Source organism: Rhodococcus sp. WS3 (assembly GCF_003797085.1).
In the GTDB taxonomy this organism is placed as follows: Bacteria; Actinomycetota; Actinomycetes; order Mycobacteriales; family Mycobacteriaceae; genus Rhodococcus_F; species Rhodococcus_F globerula.
On record NZ_RKMA01000003.1, the window covers coordinates 1,035,037 to 1,052,520 of the forward strand.

17 protein-coding genes are annotated in these 17,484 nt (G+C 61.1%); 9 read left to right on the top strand and 8 right to left on the bottom strand.

Annotated elements, in window-relative coordinates; genetic code table 11:
- The first annotated feature begins 20 nt into the window (after positions 1 to 20).
- The 3 genes from EEB13_RS26020 to EEB13_RS26030 all read left to right on the top strand — a co-directional run bounded on the left by EEB13_RS26020 (position 21) and on the right by EEB13_RS26030 (position 4,122).
- Complete coding sequence (locus EEB13_RS26020; RefSeq protein ID WP_045068439.1) at positions 21 to 1,778, top strand: cholesterol oxidase substrate-binding domain-containing protein; 1,758 nt, start codon at positions 21 to 23, stop codon at positions 1,776 to 1,778.
- A gap of 169 nt (positions 1,779 to 1,947) precedes the next feature.
- Positions 1,948 to 3,123, top strand: coding sequence for a serine hydrolase domain-containing protein (locus EEB13_RS26025; protein WP_045068437.1), 1,176 nt, complete (start codon positions 1,948 to 1,950; stop codon positions 3,121 to 3,123).
- Between the two features lie 174 nt (positions 3,124 to 3,297).
- Positions 3,298 to 4,122: a PE-PPE domain-containing protein gene (locus EEB13_RS26030; protein ID WP_230590048.1), complete on the top strand. Its 825-nt coding sequence runs from the start codon at positions 3,298 to 3,300 to the stop codon at positions 4,120 to 4,122.
- Here EEB13_RS26030 and zapE read toward each other — a convergent pair.
- Complete coding sequence (zapE, locus tag EEB13_RS26035; RefSeq protein WP_116104106.1) at positions 4,100 to 5,047, bottom strand: cell division protein ZapE; 948 nt, start codon at positions 5,045 to 5,047, stop codon at positions 4,100 to 4,102. The two genes, EEB13_RS26030 and zapE, sit on opposite strands and share 23 nt — an antisense overlap.
- Before the next feature lie 87 nt (positions 5,048 to 5,134).
- Between zapE and EEB13_RS26040 the strand changes: the two genes are divergently transcribed.
- Positions 5,135 to 5,704, top strand: coding sequence for a TetR/AcrR family transcriptional regulator (locus EEB13_RS26040; protein ID WP_141486556.1), 570 nt, complete (start codon positions 5,135 to 5,137; stop codon positions 5,702 to 5,704).
- 11 nt (positions 5,705 to 5,715) lie between these two features.
- Here the strand turns inward: EEB13_RS26040 and EEB13_RS26045 are convergent, their stop codons facing one another.
- Positions 5,716 to 6,300, bottom strand: coding sequence for a TetR/AcrR family transcriptional regulator (locus EEB13_RS26045; RefSeq protein WP_141486557.1), 585 nt, complete (start codon positions 6,298 to 6,300; stop codon positions 5,716 to 5,718).
- A gap of 153 nt (positions 6,301 to 6,453) precedes the next feature.
- Here EEB13_RS26045 and EEB13_RS26050 point away from each other — a divergent pair, with 153 nt between their 5' ends.
- The 5 genes from EEB13_RS26050 to EEB13_RS26070 all read left to right on the top strand — a co-directional run bounded on the left by EEB13_RS26050 (position 6,454) and on the right by EEB13_RS26070 (position 11,506).
- Positions 6,454 to 7,518, top strand: a complete 1,065-nt coding sequence (locus EEB13_RS26050) for a zinc-binding dehydrogenase (RefSeq protein ID WP_141486558.1) — start codon at positions 6,454 to 6,456, stop codon at positions 7,516 to 7,518.
- 2 nt (positions 7,519 to 7,520) lie between these two features.
- Positions 7,521 to 8,015, top strand: a complete 495-nt coding sequence (locus tag EEB13_RS26055; RefSeq protein WP_045068426.1) for a nuclear transport factor 2 family protein — start codon at positions 7,521 to 7,523, stop codon at positions 8,013 to 8,015.
- 74 nt (positions 8,016 to 8,089) lie between these two features.
- Entirely contained in the window at positions 8,090 to 8,902 is an 813-nt protein-coding gene (locus EEB13_RS26060) for an SDR family NAD(P)-dependent oxidoreductase (RefSeq protein ID WP_141486559.1), read from the top strand.
- Between the two features lie 137 nt (positions 8,903 to 9,039).
- Entirely contained in the window at positions 9,040 to 10,491 is a 1,452-nt protein-coding gene (gene iri, locus EEB13_RS26065; protein ID WP_141486560.1) for a rifampin monooxygenase Iri, read from the top strand.
- A gap of 208 nt (positions 10,492 to 10,699) precedes the next feature.
- Positions 10,700 to 11,506: a putative protein N(5)-glutamine methyltransferase gene (locus tag EEB13_RS26070; protein ID WP_033232519.1), complete on the top strand. Its 807-nt coding sequence runs from the start codon at positions 10,700 to 10,702 to the stop codon at positions 11,504 to 11,506.
- Here EEB13_RS26070 and EEB13_RS26075 read toward each other — a convergent pair.
- The 6 genes from EEB13_RS26075 to EEB13_RS26100 form a co-directional block, all read right to left on the bottom strand.
- Entirely contained in the window at positions 11,496 to 12,296 is an 801-nt protein-coding gene (locus EEB13_RS26075; protein WP_033232521.1) for an ABC transporter permease, read from the bottom strand. The genes EEB13_RS26070 and EEB13_RS26075 overlap by 11 nt on opposite strands.
- Complete coding sequence (locus EEB13_RS26080; protein ID WP_033232523.1) at positions 12,293 to 13,249, bottom strand: daunorubicin resistance protein DrrA family ABC transporter ATP-binding protein; 957 nt, start codon at positions 13,247 to 13,249, stop codon at positions 12,293 to 12,295. The genes EEB13_RS26075 and EEB13_RS26080 overlap by 4 nt, the downstream gene beginning before the upstream one ends.
- A 74-nt stretch (positions 13,250 to 13,323) precedes the next feature.
- Positions 13,324 to 14,772: an MFS transporter gene (locus tag EEB13_RS26085; RefSeq protein WP_230590049.1), complete on the bottom strand. Its 1,449-nt coding sequence runs from the start codon at positions 14,770 to 14,772 to the stop codon at positions 13,324 to 13,326.
- Positions 14,773 to 14,777: 5 nt separating this feature from the next.
- On the bottom strand, positions 14,778 to 15,626 hold the full coding sequence (locus EEB13_RS26090; protein ID WP_033232524.1) for a mycofactocin-coupled SDR family oxidoreductase: 849 nt from the start codon (positions 15,624 to 15,626) through the stop codon (positions 14,778 to 14,780).
- A gap of 97 nt (positions 15,627 to 15,723) precedes the next feature.
- Positions 15,724 to 16,917, bottom strand: a complete 1,194-nt coding sequence (locus EEB13_RS26095) for a serine hydrolase domain-containing protein (protein ID WP_051730367.1) — start codon at positions 16,915 to 16,917, stop codon at positions 15,724 to 15,726.
- 122 nt (positions 16,918 to 17,039) lie between these two features.
- Positions 17,040 to 17,450, bottom strand: a complete 411-nt coding sequence (locus EEB13_RS26100; protein ID WP_033232525.1) for a VOC family protein — start codon at positions 17,448 to 17,450, stop codon at positions 17,040 to 17,042.
- Positions 17,451 to 17,484 lie beyond the last annotated feature (34 nt).

Genomic DNA, 17,484 nt, shown 5'->3' on the forward strand with positions numbered 1-17,484 from the left:
CCCGATGGAGCAGCCCGAAGATGACGGCCCAAGACGAAACAACCCGACTGTCCCGACGAGGATTCCTCGCCGCCGGAGCCGGCGCAGTCGCCGCCACCGCCCTTGCCGGCAGCTGGACCCCCGCCTACGCAATTCCGTTCGGATCCAGTGGCGGACAAGTACCCACACTCGCTGCACCCCCGGCCTTCCCGGAAGGCATCGCGCTCTACCAGCAGGCATACCAGAACTGGTCCAAAGAGATCATGCTCGACACCATCTGGACCTGCGCTCCCAAGACACCCGAAGACGTAGTACGCCTGGCCAACTGGGGACATGCCAACGGTTACACCATCCGGCCCCGCGGAGCCATGCACGGCTGGACACCCCTGACCGTGGTGAACGGCGCTTCCATCGACAAGGTCATTCTCGCCGACACCATGGTTCATCTGAACTGGGTCAACGTCGACGCCGGCGGGTCACCGGCGACGGTCACCGCGGGACCAGGTGCCACCCTCGACGCCATCACCACAGCACTTCAGGCCCAGGGCCTTGGCTTCGCTAATCTCCCCGCGCCCGGCGTCCTGTCCATCGCAGGCTGCCTCGCCGTCGACGCCCACGGCGCAGCCCTTCCCGCGGAAGGCGAAGCACACGTTCCCGGACAAACTTTCGGTTCACTCTCCAACCTCGTCACCTCCCTGACCGCAGTGGTCTGGAACGGCAACGAATACGCACTGAAGACGTACTCGCGGGCCGATACCGCCATCAAGCCACTCCTGACTCACCTCGGCCGCACCTTCCTCACCTCAGTCACACTGCAGGCTGCGCCCAACTACCGCATGCGCTGCGTCAGCCACACGGACATCGGTTGGCAGGAACTCTTCGGCGCTCGCGGGGCTTCCGGACGTACCTTCGAGAAGTTCGTCCGCGAAAACGGTCGCGCAGAGGCAATTTGGTACCCCTTCACCGAACGCCCGTGGATGAAGGTGTGGTCCCTCGCTCCTGAAAAGCCTCGCTTCTCCCGCGAAGTCACCGGACCGTACAACTACATCTTCTCCGACAACCTCCCCGAACCGATCACCGACATGATCGGACAGATCAACTCCGGAAACCCGGGCATCGCACCCGCATTCGGGCAGATTATGTACGCCACCACCGTCGCCGGCCTTGCCGCGACCTTCGCCAACGACCTATGGGGATGGTCCAAGGACGTTCAGTTCTACATCCGGGCCACCACCTTGCGCCTGACCGAAGGCGGTGGCGCCGTCATCACGTCCCGCGCCAACATCGGCCAGGTCATCCACGACTTCACGCAGTGGTTCAACGGCCGCATGGAGTACTACCGCTCCATCGGGCAATTCCCTCTCAACGGACCCGTCGAAATCCGATGCTGCGGCCTCGACGAGTCATCCGACGTCGAAGTCGCATCCGCCGGCGCCCCCACGATCTCCGCTATGCGTCCGCGACCGGACCACCCCGAATGGGACACCGCCATCTGGCTCAACGTCCTCGGAGTCCCCGGAACACCCGGCATGTTCGCGTTCTACCGCGAAATGGAGCAATGGATGCGCGGCCACTACAACAACAACGACGCCACCTTCCGCCCTGAATGGTCCAAGGGCTGGGCATTCAGCTCCGACAAGCCGTACACCGACACGCAGATCATCGAAAACGCCCTCCCCCAGACCTACCGCGACGGCGTCCCCACCAGCGACAACTGGGACACTGCCAACGCCGCCTTCAACGCACTGGACCCGCACAAGGTCTTCAGCAACACCTTCCTCGACCAACTACTTCCGTAATTTTCGGCCGACAAGCCCTCGATCAGCACTGCCCGGCACCTTCTACGAAGGTGCCGGGCTTTTCTGTTGACTCCACCCGTTTAATTCAGCGACGAGCACTGTTCGGTCGCGGTAGATTCAGTCAATTGCGACATCCTTTTCCGCTGAGGACACGAAGGGATCGCCACCGATGAAGTCCATCTCGCGACAGCGACGAACTCGATTGGCCGTGATTGCACTCGCCGTGACAGCTCTTGCCTCCTGCGGATCCAACGAGGACACCACCACTGGCACGAGTAGTCCCGCGTCCAGCACCGTCAGCCCCGAATCACAGAAGATCGATGACATTGTCCGCACCCAGGTCACCGAACTCGGCCTCAGCGGCGCGGTGTACGGGGTGTGGCGCGGTGACACCAACGTGGTCACCGGCGCTGTCGGCGAATCCCCACTCGGCGTGCCAGCAACAACCGATATGCAACTACGCGTCGGACAGCCCATGGAACCGATGCTGTCGACCGTCCTCCTCCAACTCGACGAGTCCGGCACTCTCCCACTCGACGAACCGATTGCCAAGTGGGAACCGAGCTTTCCGCGTTCCGACCAGATCACACCGCGAATGCTCGCCAACAGCACCACCGGAATCTCCGACTACGTGACCAACCCCGAATTCGAGAAGCGTTTCTACGCCAACCCGATCCTGGGGTGGACCGCACAGGAAATCCTCGATCTCGCCAACACCCGTCCACCGCTGTTCGCGCCCGGAACGAGTTTTGCCTACTCACACAGCGACCTGACCCTGCTCGGTGAAGTTGTCCAGAAGGCGGCCGGGCAATCTTTGAGTGACCTACTGCAACAGCGTATTTTCGACCCACTCGGCATGACCGACAGTCGGGTTGCGCTCAACCCGCAAATCCCGGATCCCGTCCTGCACGGCTACACCACTGAACGCGGTGTCTTCGAGGACTCGACGTTCTGGAATCCCACAGCCTTCCTACACAGCGGCAATATGAATTCGACAGTCACCGACGTCGGGAAATGGGTTCGCGCCCTCGGAACCGGCGAGCTGCTCTCCGACACAGTCTTCGACGAACAGATGGCCCCGACAACCGCAGGTCTCGGACCTCTGACCGACGACAAGTTCTTCACGTTCGGAACGGCGCACCTCGACGGGTGGCTTGTCATGAACCCGTCGTACGGCGGATACAACGGTGTTGCACTCTACGAACCGAAGTCCGAAACCACCATTGTCATCTATGCCACTCTCGGCCCCACAGCCAACGCCAACGGCAACAACGCTGTCCCCATCAGCAACACCATCGGTGCTGTCATGGTTCCGGACAACCCGCCGCAGGTGCCAGGGCCGTAAGATCGAGTTTTCTCTGTCACTGCCATTCTTGTGACTGGCAACGTCGTATTTACCTGAGGAATACCTCCAGGACTCATCACACCGTCACCATTGCGCTCAGTACCGAACAACCCGCGTCGGACCGCGAGCTTCCCAGTGGAGCTACGAGAGCAAAAGATGGATTGGGACGGCCCGATGAGGAAATACTCGCTGTCAGTGGTGTGCACATTCGCCCTGGGGACCGCGCTGCTGTCCGCCAATGCTGCGACGGCATCACCGAACTCATGCCCGACCGGCGCGGTATTCGCAGTTGGTGGAACCTGGGACCCGACCGGCCAGACCACACAACCCGTCACCGATCGCTATGCCGCCCAGGGATACGTCGCAAAACCCGTGAGCTACCCCGCCAGTTTCTGGCCTCTCGGCGACCAGACCTACGACGCCAGCGTGGCTGTGGGCGTCCAAGCACTTCATGCTGAAGTTGATACCTTTCACAGCCAGTGCCCCGGGAGCGACGTTGTCATCACCGGGTACTCCCAAGGTGCACGGATTGCTGGCGACGTTCTCGGTGACATCGCTCGCGACGGGTCAATTCCCCAATCCCAGGTGACCGGCGTCCTGTATTCAGACCCGCGAAACTCTCACGGCGGCATCGAAACCGTGATCCCGAATGTTGTTCCCGGTGCAACGATGTCCGGGACGCGCGCCGGCTTCGGCGACATACCCGTCCAGGAGGTATGTATCGAAGGAGACGGCATCTGCAACATGCCCAAACCACGCGATGCACCGGAAGAGTTTGTGGACTCGGTTTTCGGCTACTTCACGAAACACGGTACGTATCAACCGATGATGACCAACAGCACTCCGCCGCCGCAGCCTGGCCTTCCCGAATCACCGGCTGTTCCGCTACAGCCGGCGGAGGTAGCCACTGCGATCGCGTCGCGGCTCGTCGAGAACCTCACGCCATACGTGAAGGCAGCACTGTCGAGCGCGCTGACTACTGTTCTGACCGCACCATGACGCCCATCGACTGAAGCAGCGACAACCTACTGAACAGCCGGGCAAGCCCCGCGGCGCCACGAAGGTGGCCGGCTACGTCCTCGAGGCCTCCTTCGGCGAACAATGTCAACCGCACGTCGGCGTCATAGAGAACATCGACGACGTTCCCGAAACGCCGCACTGCGAATTCCGTTGCGGTGCTGAGGATCGGCACACCGTGGATCACCCATTCATCGAAGCGGGTGACAAGATCGAGGTAGTCGGCCGCCGACGTCGAACCACCGCACAGCACATCGAAATCGAACCAGACAGCTCCGTCGCGAAGCGCAGAGCACATCAATGTGCGTGACCCCACTGTTAATTCGACCGGTTCACCGTCAACGGTGCCTGCACTCGAGTGGAAAACTCCCGACGCAAACCGTCGATCCTGCTGACGCGGTTCCCCCACCATTCGGTAGTCAACCGCTCCACCCAACTCGATCACCTCCCACACCCTCTCGATCAACTCGATGGACGGCACGAACTGATCGTGAAAAAGTGGGTTGGGAAGGAGATCGCACGGCGGAACATTGGACGTGACAACAACAGTCACATCTTTCGCAACAATGTTCTCCAGAACTCTCGCCATGAACTGTGCGTCAGCGATGTCGTCGATGTGGAACTCGTCGAAGCACAGCAGCCGAATCCCGGCGACCACCTGATCCAGCGCCTCGCCCATCGACCCGAGACTGTGCGCGTGGGTGTGCAGATCGGCAAAGAACTGGTGAAAGTGAATGCGCCGCTTCGCCACTGGAACACTGTTGTAGAACTCGTCCATCAGCATGGTCTTTCCACGTCCGACACCACCCCAGAGGTAGATCCCACCCCCGATGCCGCCGATCGCAATCCGGGCCCGCAGGGCGTCGAGTGATGCACGTGCCGACAACTGCTCTTCGTCCAGTCGCATGACCCTCCTCTACATCTGTAGAGTTGAGGCTAGAGACCGGCTCGGAGCCAAGTCAACGTGATCCGCACTACGCAGAACGGGATAGGCATGACTGGAGATCGCAGACACCTCATCGGAGCGTGCGCTGTCACGATCATCGCTGAACACGGTCCGCGGACATTGACTCATCGCGCCGTCGATGCCGCCCTGGGTATCCCGCAGGGTTCAACCTCGTACTACTTTCGAACCCGAGAAGCGCTGCTGACAGCTGCAGTGCAACACATCGTCGAACGGTCACAATCGACATTCGACGAACTGCTGGAGACGAACTCCGATCCGGCAACTCTGATCGCCCGATATCTCGGCGATCTCCTGTCCCGTCGCCGCGACGAGTTGATCGCCCGGTACGCACTTCTCCTCGAGACGCGAAGCAATCGCGAATTGCATGACGCCCTCGCGCAAAGCCTGTTCTCCACGGCCAGAGCGCAAGAGATCTCCGTACGTCACGGCGTGAAGAATCCGGAGTGCGCAGCAGCCGATCTTGTCAGCTTGCTGGAAGGACTGCTATTCGATCGATGCATCGGAGCGAGATCAACCCCGACCCATCACGCCGAATCGTCGGAATTAGTTCTTCAACTGAGGATCCCGATCGATGCATATCTGCGCGGCGCCCGCTAGCGACGGGACCTTCAGTCGACCGGGCGTAACAATCGCACCATCATCTCGACCGTGCGCTCAATGGGACGCTGCCTCGACGTCGGCGTGAATACCACTGTGCGAGTGAGAATTGCACCGAGAAGCATGTCGAAGGCGTCGTCGGGATCGACTGCGGGATCAACACTTCCGGGAGCTGCTGCGCGCAGAATGTCCTCGAACAGCGGCCGCACCGACATCCTCGGGTATACCTCCGATGGCGCATCGCGATCCGGCTTCTGGTGATGAGCAAGAAGCCCCGCAGCGGCCGCTCGCGCCGCCGGCGCACTGAAGGCCGCGACGTACGCACGGATGAACCTGCGAAGGTCGCGTCGAAGATCCCCACTCGGCACGATGCCGGCAAAGGTGAATCGAGGGAACGCAGCTTCCTCGATCAACTCGATCCGCGACGACCATCGGCGGTAGATCGCCGACGAATGCACGCCCGAACGACTGGCAACGGCGTGAATCGTCGTCGCCTCGAAGCCTCGTTCGATCAAGAGTGCCCGCGTCGCCTCGAGAGCTCGCTCGTCAATGCTGATGTCACGGGGTCGCCCCAGCCGGCGATGAGGTTCTGACATGCCAGTGAGTGTAGTGACCACCAGCAAGTGCGCAGCGCCTTTACAGGAGATATTGCTCTATTAGATTTACAGGAGAGAGTCTTCCGTAAGTGCCAATCCATGGATACAGTTCACCCACAGAATGAGAACTACATATTCACGGAGGAGAATCGAATGCGCGCTGCAGTACTGCGAGAAGGCACCGTAGAAGTCGGAGTGGTCGACGATCCGGTTCCCGGCCCCGGCCAATTACTTGTTCGTTCGCTGGCCTGCGGAATCTGTGCGTCGGACCTTCACTACATGGACAACCCGGACGCCGGCATCGACGACGACAGCGGGATGTCCACCTACGATCAGAACGTCGACATCGTCATGGGCCACGAATACTGCGCCGAAGTCGTCGACTACGGACCCGGCACCGACCGACGAATCCCCATCGGCACCCGAGTAAGTTCCCTCCCGGTGCTCGCCACCCCCATGGGCCGCAAGATCATCGGGCAGAATCCCGAATCGCCCGGCGGTTTCGGCGAGTTCTTACTCCTCGACGAATCGATTACACGCGTGGTGCGCTCGGACCTTCCGAGCGAGGTGATCTGCGTTGCCGACGCACTCTCGGTCGGATGGTCTGCAGCAGCACGCGCGCAGATGGGTACCCGCGAGGTTCCCCTGGTCATCGGTTGCGGTGCCATCGGCCTTTCTACGATTGCGAACCTCAAACGTCTCGGAATCGGCCCGATCATTGCCGTGGATTTCATTGCGTCTCGCCGCGAGACCGCGACGGCAATGGGGGCTGACGCTGTCATAGATCCCGCCGAAATCTCCCCGTACCAAGCCTGGCGAGATGTGGCACACGGATCGCCGGATACAACGAAGGACATGATGGCGATAGCCGCACTACCAGGCTGCGTCATCTTCGAATGTGTCGGAATACCAGGTGTTCTCGATTCGATCGTCAAAGGATGCGAGCGTGGAACCAGGATATTCTCCTCCGGCGGACCGCCGGAGGGCGATCACCTCCATACACTCACTGCAAAGCGCAAGGGCCTCAACATCCAATTCGGCGGAGGCCCATTACCTGCCCACTGGGACGAGGCATTCCATGCAGTGTGCTCCGGCGAGGTCGACATCAGCCCGATGCTCGGCCGGACGGTCGGGCTCCACGAAGTCGCGGAGGCACTCGATGCGTCGCGCGACGCCAACGGTCCGGCACGCATAGTCGTCGTTCCTGGAAAGGAGTGAAAATGGTTGAGAACGAAGACCTTCGGACCGCGGTGACGAATCTGACGAACCGAGTTCGCGCTCTTGAAGACCAGGTCGAGATCATGCAACTCGTCGCGCAGTACGGTCCGGCCGTCGACAGTGGTTCCGGTGCGGCTGCTGCGGCACTCTGGACCGAAGACGGCACCTTCGACGCCGTCCCCCAACGTCACATGAAGGGTCGAGAAGAAATCGCCGAGATGGTGCTCGGCGACGGTCACCAGAGTCTGATCCGCAACGGGTGCGGTCATGTATTGACCGCACCGCACATCGAGATCGACGGCGACAACGCGACGGGACGCAACTACGCACTCAACATCCGTTGGGACAGTGACGCGGACCGCTTCTGGGTGGCTCGCGTCTCGGCCAACACCTGGCGGTGGGTGCGCACCGCGGAGGGTTGGCGAACCGTCGAGCGAATCAATGCCAACCTGGACGGGACGCCCGAGCACCGCAACATGCTGGCGCCCTCGACGTGAGCGATGCACCAGCACGACAATTCGCGCTTTGACCACACACGTCGAACAGAGTCCACATTGAAAGGAATCACACAATGCCAACACATCTCGCACAGAAGTACGGACCGTGGGCGATCATTGCCGGCGGATCCGACGGGGTTGGTGCCGCATTCGCTCACGAACTGGCCACTCGCGGCGTGAACATCGTTCTTGTCGCCCGGCGAGCGCTCGTCTTGGAATCTTTCGCCGACGACATCCGCGCACAGCACGATGTCGAAGTACGCACGGTTGCACTAGATCTCAGCGCAGCGGCCGCAATCTCCGAACTGGAACGGATAACAGCCGATCTCGAGGTCGGACTCTTTGTGTACAACGCCGGTAGCGACGATTACAGCACCGAATTCCTCGACAAGGATCTGAACAACCATCTGTCTCTCGTTCATCGGAACTGCACCAGCGTGCTCGAGGCCACCTACCGCTTCGGCGCGCCGATGGTCGCCCGAGGACGGGGCGCCGTGGTGTTACTGACCTCCGGAGCAGCCTGGGCCGGGGGCGCAACATACGCCACGTACGGCGCCACCAAGGCATTCGATCTCATTCTCGCCGAAAGTCTCTGGGCGGAATGGCATTCGAAGGGCGTCGACGTTCTGTCCCTCGTGCTTGGCGCAACAGACACCCCATCTCTCCATCGTGCGCTCGGCGCGCGGGCCACATCGCGTGCCGACCTTGCCGATCCCGCCGACGTTGCCCGGGAAGCTCTCGACCATCTGGCCGACGGACCCACCTGGCTGTTCGGAAGTGAGAACCCGACCGGCGGGTCACCGTTCGGAAGCATCGACCGCCGTGACGCGGTTCTGGCCATGAGTCGAGGGACCGCGGGAAAGGACACCGCAACCGCTCGGCACTGAATCGTCGAACTTCCGGGCCCTCGAACCTCCGCCCCTTTCACCATATCGCGTACCCCGGGGCTTGCGGCAAGGCCCGGGTGATGGTGCAGACTCGCCGCTGCGAGCAAGCGCATGCCTTGCCCGCAGGAGGGGTCTACATGAGTGACGTCATCGTTGTCGGTGCCGGACCAACCGGATTGATGCTGGCGGGTGAGCTCCGGCTTCAGGGTGTCGGCGTCGTGGTGCTGGACCAAGACGAAGCACCGGCCCCGTTTGTCCGCGCCCTCGGCATCCATGTGCGCAGTATCGAGATCATGGAGCAGCGCGGGCTGCTGGACAGATTCCTCGCACACGGCCGAAAGTATCCACTCGGCGGATTCTTCGCGGGCATTTCCAAACCCGCACCTACCTACTTGGATACCGAGCACGGTTACGTACTGGGCATACCCCAGCCCGAGATCGACAGGATTCTTGCCGAACACGCCATCGAGGTCGGCGCGGACATTCGGCGTGGGAAGCGCGTCGTCGCGGTCCGGCAAGACCACAACGGCGCAACTGCCGAATTAGACGACGGCACAACACTTCAGGCGCGCTACCTAGTCGGCTGTGACGGTGGGCGCAGCACCGTGCGCAAGCTGATCGACGTCGGGTTCCCCGGCGAGCCGTCGACGGCCGACACGTTGATCGGCGAAATGGACGTGACGATGCCGGTGGACGAACTGGCAGCCGTCGTCGCCAAGATCCGCGAAACTCACAAGCGATTCGGAATCGGCCCGGCCGGCAATGGTGCCCATCGCGTCGTGGTGCCCGCAGCCGATATTGCCGACGGTCGTGCCGTCCCGACCACCCTCGACGACATCAAACAACAGCTACGTGTCATCGCCGGCACGGACTTCGGGGTGCACTCGCCGCGTTGGCTCTCGCGCTTCGGTGACGCCACACGTTTGGCCGATCACTACCGCCGTGGCCGGGTATTTCTCGCGGGCGACGCCGCCCATATCCACCCGCCGATGGGCGGGCAAGGTCTGAACCTCGGCGTCCAGGACGCGTTCAACCTCGGCTGGAAGCTCGCCGCAGAGATCAACGGATGGGCACCGGAAAGCCTGCTCGACACCTACGAATCCGAACGGCGTCCGGTGGCCTCCGACGTACTGGACAACACGCGCGCACAGGCGGAGTTGATCTCCACCGCCGCGGGCCCACAAGCTGTGCGGCGCTTGATCTCCGAGCTGATGGATTTCGACGACGTCAACCGCTACCTGACCGAGAAGATCACGGCGATCTCGATTCGCTACGACTTCGGCGACGACCATGACCTACTCGGCCGGCGGCTGAAGAACATCGCGTTGACCCGCGGCAACCTCTACGACCTGATGCACTCCGGCCGCGGATTGCTGATCGACCAGGGTGGTCAACTGTCGGTCGATGGATGGAACGATCGCGTCGACCGCATCGTCGACACCAGTACCGAATTGGATGCTCCCGCCGTGTTGCTTCGTCCCGACGGCCATGTGGCCTGGGTTGGAGACGAACAGTCAGCGTTGAATACCCGTCTGAACAGATGGTTCGGCCGCTCGACAACCCGGAAATCCCCGCCGAATTCACAGTGAATGCGCTTAATGGCGCGCGCAGACGACCATGATTCGATAGAGTATCGACGTTCAATACGCGCAGGTCGACATGCAGACACAGTCGATACGCAGACACTCAGGAGGTGAGTCCCATTACCGCTAGGTCAGTAGTGGCGCCGCCTCCTCCGTTCAGCTTCCGGTAGCGGTCGAGAGCGCCCATACGGTAATTCCCGAAAGGCACTCTCCTATGTCCGCACCGATGCACTCTCGTCCTCGGCAAAAATCCACCACCGACGTCCTGCGCCGCGCAGGATGTGTATTTGCCGAGGACGAAGCGCGAATTCTACTGAATGCCGCACAATCCCCCGCCGAGCTTGACGTCATGATCGCTCGGCGGGTGGCCGGCGAACCACTCGAGATCATTGTCGGCTGGGCAGGATTCTGCGGCTTGCGAATAGTGCTGGAACCCGGGGTATTCGTGCCACGCCGACGCACTGAGTTCTTGGCCAGGCAGGCATGTTCGTTGACTGCCCCTGGCGGTGTTGCCGTGGATCTCTGTTGCGGCTCGGGTGCAGTCGGGGCGGTCCTGCAGGCGAACGTCCCGGCGATCGAGTTGTACGCCATCGACATCGAACCCGCTGCGGTTCATTGCGCACGGCGCAACATCGCCGCGCCTGGCCAGGTTCTCGCTGGCGATCTCTACGATCCGCTGCCCACCCAACTCCGCGGACGGATCGACGTCATAGCGGCAAACGCCCCGTATGTCCCCACCGATTCGATCCGTCTCATGCCACCCGAAGCGCGACTCCACGAACCCCGTGTCTCCCTCGACGGCGGTGTCGACGGACTCGATATCCAACGAAGGATTGCCGACGAGGCAGCGACGTGGCTCAAACCCGGCGGGCACCTGCTTGTCGAAACAAGCAACGAACAGGTGGACCGCACCGTGGAATCATTCACTCACGGAGGACTTCTCGTGAAAATTTCCGCACACGATGCCACCTCGTCGACAGTGGTGACCGGCACCAAACCCGCAGCACGAGTCACCTACTGACGGCTTTCTGATATCGACGGATTGCAAACGGCACGAAGACAATCAGCAAGCCGGCCGTCCACAACAGCGACGCGAGAATCGGATTCTGCAGTGGCCATGCATCGGGAACCGTCATTGCGGGGTTGGTGTTGCCAAAAAGCTCGCGCACCGCCTGAGTCACGGCCGACACCGGATTCCACTCCGCGATCACCTTCAAAGGCCCTGGCAGGTTGGTGGTTTCGACAAATGTATTCGCGATGAAGGAGAGCGGGAAAATGACGACGAAGCTGGCGTTGTTGAACACTTCCGGCGTCCTGATCCACAGGCCGACCACTGCCATGACCCAGGACAACGCGTACGCGAACAACAAGAGAAGTAGGTATCCGGCCAGCGCTTCGAAGAAACTGGAGTGAATGCGCCACCCCACGAGCAGACCGGTGATCGACATGACCACCAGGCTGATCACGTTGATCAGGACATCGCTGGACGTGCGGCCGATCAGCACCGCTGAAGGAGCCATGGGCAGGGAACGGAAGCGGTCGATGATCCCCTTCTGCAGATCCTCGACCATACCCAGACCAGTCCAGGTGGAACCGAATATAACTGTCTGCGTGAAGATTCCGGCGATCAGAAACTCGCGGTACGACGTCCCCGGAACGGAGATCGCACTGCCGAACACGTACGCGAACAACAACACGAACATGATCGGCGAGAGTGTCGTGAACACCAGAAGGTCGGGAACCCGCTTGATCTTGATCAGGTTTCGTTTGGCAATGGTCAGGCCGTCTTCGAGTGCCATCTGCACCGTCATTTCTGGTCCTCCAATTCAGCCTGGTGCCCGGTCAGCGTGAGGAAAACGTCGTCGAGTGTCGGCCGACGCAACCCGACATCGAATACTTTGATTCCGCGAGCCGACAGCAGATTGAGGGCCGTGACCAATGCATCGGTTCCGTCGTCGACCGGCACGGTGATGCGTCGGACGTTCTCCTGAATCTGGATCTCCCCGACGGCCAGTGCCCTCAATTCCTCCCGGACGATGTCGAGATGTTCGTTCTCGTGCACGCTCAGTTCGATACGTTCGCCACCAACCCGTGCCTTGAGTTGATCGGACGTTCCACGCGCGATCACCACACCGCGGTCGATCACCGCAATCTGGTCGGCCAACCTTTCGGCTTCCTCCATGTATTGCGTCGTGAGCAGCAGTGTCGTGCCTTGTGCCACCAGTCCTTCGATGACATCCCAGAGGCCAAGCCTCGCTCGCGGATCGAGTCCTGTTGTCGGTTCGTCGAGAAAAAGAACCTGCGGCCGGGCCACCAAGGCACCGGCCAGGTCGAGGCGTCGGCGCATACCGCCCGAATAGCCCTTGACCGGGCGATCACCGGCTTCGACCAGGTCGAACTGGTCAAGTAGCTCGCGCGCCCTCGCCTTACTCTTCTTTGCTCCCAGGTGATACAGCCGTCCGACCATCTCGAGGTTCTCGTACCCGGTGAGGTATTCGTCGACTGCGGCGTACTGACCTGACGCCCCGATCTTGGATCGCAGTGCCCGCGCATCCTGGACGACGTCCAGCCCGGCGACTTCGGCGCGGCCGGCGTCAGGAGTGAGCAGCGTGGTGAATATGCGAACCGCTGTAGTCTTTCCCGCGCCATTGGGTCCAAGAAGTGCCATCACCGAGCCTTCGCGCACTTCCAGATCTACGCCGCCCAACGCCGTCAGCTCGCCGTACTTCTTGACCAGTCCCTCGGCCACAATCGCTCCGGTCATGCGTCCTCCCGCGTCAGCACGAATCCAACCCGAGACCCCAGTGTGACGCAGAGCCCCGACAGATTTCTACGGAATTACTCGCGGACAGCTTCTCCGGACTGAACGTTCTCTGCGGAGCGATCCCGCTGAACATCGCCTTTCCGTTCGACACGAACCGCGACTGTCACTACCGCAGCAAGGAGCGCAGCTCCCGCACCGATCGAGTAGAGAACCTCGAACGAATGCAGCGTCGGCACAACCGCAGTGCCGATCAACACGGTCGAGCTAGCCAACACCGCAGCAGCGACTGCACTTCCGGTCGAAGTACCCACGGAACGGAGCAGGCTGTTGACGCTGTTCGCGGAAGCAGTCTGGTCGAGCGGAGCCGACTCGGTGATCAACGTGGGCATCGCCGCCAAGGCAAATGCGACGCCTGCAGACACAATCGCTGTGCCGAGAATGATGGTGAACAGCGTCGGAGCGAGGAATACACGCAGGGCATAGCCGAAAGCGATGACGATGGCACCGGTCGCCAATGTTGTCTTGGCCCCCCAGCGGCGAGTGACCTTAGGTGAAACCGTCGCGAGGAGGACCATCAAGAGCCCACCCGGCGACATTGCCAGTCCCGCTGCTGACGCAGACAGCCCGAGTCCGAATCCGGATTCCGCGGGGAGCTGCAGTTCCTGCGTAGCAGCCAGGGAACTGATGAACATGGCAAATCCGAGCAGCAGCGCGCAGATATTCGATACCAGGATCGGGGCGCGGACCGATGTTCGTAGATCCACGAGCGGCGCCGACGCGCGCAGTTCCCACGGTACCCACGAACTCAGCAACACAATTCCCGCCGCAATGAGCACGAGAATGACCGGGCTTCCCCAACCCCATTCCGTGCCCTTGGAGATGGCAAGAAGCAGGCTGGTCATAGCCGCCGTGAAGACTATTGCGCCAAGGAAGTCGAAGCGTCCGCGGCTTTTCACCGCCGATTCCGGTACGACAAAAGGCAGTACAACTGCGACAGCAATTCCGACGGCACCGGTCACCCAGAAGAGCGAGGACAGGCCCCAATGCGCCGAGAGCACCCCTGCCATCGGCATGCCGACCATTCCGCCGATACCCACGGTCGCACTCATGAGAGCAACTGCACCACTGAGCTTTTCGGGCGGCAGTGCGTCGCGCATGATGCTGATTCCCACGGGCAACAACGCCGAGGCAAATCCTTGCATCGATCGACCGAGTACAAGAACGAGGAAGCTCTGACTGGTCGCGGCAATCAAGCAGCCCACGACCATGACGCCGAGACACAGCAACATCATGGCCCGCTTGCCGTACATATCGGCAAGCCGGCCGATAAGTGGAGTTGCGACGGCACCGGTCAACAAAGTTGATGTCACCAACCACGACGCAGTCGAGTTGGAGACTCCCAATGCCGTCGCGAACTCAGGGAGAAGCGGAACAACCAAAGTCTGTTGCAGTGCGACCACCACACCGCTCAGACTCAAGACTCCGACAACCCACGACGCCCGCACATGTCGGCGGGACGACACTGTGGTCAAGCGTTCGAACGAGCAGCGACTCCGGCGTCGACAGGAACAACGATGCCACTCATGTGGGCACTGGCATCAGCCGCGAGGAACAGAATGACGCGCGTAATCTCGAACGGATCAAGCCACCCCACGGGCTGCGCGTGCAATGTCGCGAATACCGGTTCGACGTCAGCCATGGTCGGTTCTTCGAGATCCGGACGCATCATGTGGTACATCATGTCGTTGTGGATCATCGGCGTCGAAATATTGCCCGGCGCAATCGCATTGACTGTGACGCCGGAATTCGCGAGCTCGAGGGACACGCTCTTGGTCAGTCCGATGACACCCCACTTGGAGGCGCCGTATGCGGCCATCTGAGTGCCACCGGATCGACCCATCATCGAGGAGATCGTGATGATACGGCCGTAACCACGCTTTGCCATTCCGCCGGACACGGCGGCGACGGTGTTGAAAACACCCGTGAGGTTCGAGGAAATGACTTCGTTCCACTGCGCCGACGTCATCGACGTAATGGGGGCTGGAACGGATACACCGGCATTGGCGACAGCGATATCGACCTTGCCGAACTCGGCTTCCGCGCGGGCCACCAGGGCGTCCATTGCCTCACGGTCGGCGGTATCTGCCTTGACCGCGATGCAACGACGCCCCGTGGCCTCGACGAGACGCACTGTTTCGGCGAGATCAGCTTCGGTCGCAAGAGGGTAGGCGACGGCGTCACTGTTCTCGCAGCGATCGCAGATCACGATGTCGGCGCCGCGCTCGGCAAACGCAACTGCGTGAGCTCGTCCCTGCCCGCGAGCGGCACCGGTGATCAGTGCAACCTTGCCTTCGAAACTACCCTCGAGGCTGTTCATGCCATCTCCTAGTTCGTTGTACACATTCGCTTACTGCATGAGTACTCCGAACTCCAAGCGTTCCCGTCTCCGATCCCGAACAGCGGGAGCTCTGCCGTCAGCGATACACGGCCGACTCGAAATCCAAGTACCCGCCAACCGAACCCGCATCTGCAAACGGCAGGATCTGCGTGGCCCAGAATCCACCAACGCCGCTCTGCCGATCAATCCAGTAGTAGAGGTTGGCCAGTCCCGCCCAGGCAAGTGAACCCGCTGGTCGCCCGGTGGGAGCCACTTCCTCGTTTGTCATGAACGAGTACGCCCATCCTTTGGGCACTCCGGGGAAGAACTCGGCGTCGTTGGACAATGTCGGGATGACGCCAGGCAGAAGACCGACATGTTGGCCTTCGAGGCCGTTCTTGGTTGCTGCTGCCACCGTTTCCTGCGACAACACCCGCCCCTGATTGCCGGCACCGTCGTTCAGCCACATCCGGATGAACTTCATGTAGTCACCGACGGTGCCGTGCAACCCGTGTCCACCCATGTGTACCTCGGGCTCTGCGGGCAGTTCGAATCCTACGAGCGGAGTGAGCGTTCCGTCGGATTCTCGCTGATGAATGGTTGCAAGGCGGTCCTTCATCGACGGAGTCATCGAAAATGCGGTGTCCGCCATCTCCAACGGTTCGAAGATCCGCTCTCGCATGACGTCGCCGAGTCGTTGTCCACGAATGGATTCCACGACCTGACCGGCCCAGTCCATGTTGGTTCCGTACTCCCACTTCTCGCCCGGATCAAACAGCAGCGGAGTGGTGAGCGCAGCTTTGGTGCAGGTGATCACGCTGGGCTGACCATGGTCCTGCGAGAGGCGGTTGTACGACTCGTTGAAGAAGTCGTAGCCGAATCCGGCTGTGTGAAGCATCAACATGCGAGTTGTGATCTCTCGCTTCGGTTCCCGCAAAATCGGCTCACCCTGATCGCCGAATCCGTCGAGAACCTTCAGCTCACCGATATCCGGAACGTACATGGCCGCCGGCGCGTCGAGATCGAGCAAACCTTCCTCGACGCACTGCAGTACCGCAGTTCCGGTGATGGCCTTGGTTGTCGAGAACAGGGCGAAGACCGAATCCGTGGACATCGGGTCTCCGAAGCCTGCAGCGCGCTCGCCTGCGGAACCCTCGTAGACGTTGCCGTCACGATCGGTGATCATGGCAACTACACCGGGGACGCCAGCGGGTCCGCGCACGGCATCTGCCAACAGACCGTCGAAACGCTCCTTCGAAAAAGCCTTTCCTGCAACATCTTCGATCGTCATCACACTTCTCCATCCGACTGAAAACTCTTCTGTCAGAGAGAATGTAACGACGATCACATGCCCGGCTCTGCCTCGAAACGGCAGAAGTTCCGTCTGATTTCGGCAGAACCGGACCGGATCACTCAGCTCTGCGGAGTGCCGATATTGACGACCCAGTTAATTCCGAACTTGTCGACGCAGGCTCCGAACTCGTCGCCCCACATCTGCTTTTCGAGCGGCATCGACACGTTTCCGCTGGAAGACAGCTTCTCCCAGTAGCCGCGCAGTACATCGCCGTTGTCGCCGCTGAGGCTGACCGTGATGTTGTCACCCGGGTTGTACGGCATGCCGGGAGGAGTATCCGAGCCCATCACGGTGTAGCCCTCGTCGGTTTCGAGCATTGCGTGCATGATCTTGTCCGAGCCGGCGCCCTCTTGGCCGAATTCGCCGAAGGTGTTCAGCGCGAGCGTGCCACCGAAAACGCTCTTGTAGAACTCCATCGCTTCACGGGCGTCGCCGTTGAAACTGATGTACGGATTGAGTCGAGATGCCATGACTGAGCTCCTAATGCGAGGTCTGATTGATGTT

Bases quoted from the DNA above. Each gene is read 5' to 3' on its own strand.
- EEB13_RS26020 (WP_045068439.1), top strand. From the start codon at position 21: ATGACGGCCCAAGACGAAACAACCCGACTGTCCCGACGAGGATTCCTC.
- EEB13_RS26025 (WP_045068437.1), top strand. From the start codon at position 1,948: ATGAAGTCCATCTCGCGACAGCGACGAACTCGATTGGCCGTGATTGCA.
- EEB13_RS26030 (WP_230590048.1), top strand. From the start codon at position 3,298: ATGAGGAAATACTCGCTGTCAGTGGTGTGCACATTCGCCCTGGGGACC.
- zapE (WP_116104106.1), bottom strand. From the start codon at position 5,047: ATGCGACTGGACGAAGAGCAGTTGTCGGCACGTGCATCACTCGACGCC.
- EEB13_RS26040 (WP_141486556.1), top strand. From the start codon at position 5,135: ATGACTGGAGATCGCAGACACCTCATCGGAGCGTGCGCTGTCACGATC.
- EEB13_RS26045 (WP_141486557.1), bottom strand. From the start codon at position 6,300: ATGTCAGAACCTCATCGCCGGCTGGGGCGACCCCGTGACATCAGCATT.
- EEB13_RS26050 (WP_141486558.1), top strand. From the start codon at position 6,454: ATGCGCGCTGCAGTACTGCGAGAAGGCACCGTAGAAGTCGGAGTGGTC.
- EEB13_RS26055 (WP_045068426.1), top strand. From the start codon at position 7,521: ATGGTTGAGAACGAAGACCTTCGGACCGCGGTGACGAATCTGACGAAC.
- EEB13_RS26060 (WP_141486559.1), top strand. From the start codon at position 8,090: ATGCCAACACATCTCGCACAGAAGTACGGACCGTGGGCGATCATTGCC.
- iri (WP_141486560.1), top strand. From the start codon at position 9,040: ATGAGTGACGTCATCGTTGTCGGTGCCGGACCAACCGGATTGATGCTG.
- EEB13_RS26070 (WP_033232519.1), top strand. From the start codon at position 10,700: ATGTCCGCACCGATGCACTCTCGTCCTCGGCAAAAATCCACCACCGAC.
- EEB13_RS26075 (WP_033232521.1), bottom strand. From the start codon at position 12,296: ATGACGGTGCAGATGGCACTCGAAGACGGCCTGACCATTGCCAAACGA.
- EEB13_RS26080 (WP_033232523.1), bottom strand. From the start codon at position 13,249: ATGACCGGAGCGATTGTGGCCGAGGGACTGGTCAAGAAGTACGGCGAG.
- EEB13_RS26090 (WP_033232524.1), bottom strand. From the start codon at position 15,626: ATGAACAGCCTCGAGGGTAGTTTCGAAGGCAAGGTTGCACTGATCACC.
- EEB13_RS26095 (WP_051730367.1), bottom strand. From the start codon at position 16,917: ATGACGATCGAAGATGTTGCAGGAAAGGCTTTTTCGAAGGAGCGTTTC.
- EEB13_RS26100 (WP_033232525.1), bottom strand. From the start codon at position 17,450: ATGGCATCTCGACTCAATCCGTACATCAGTTTCAACGGCGACGCCCGT.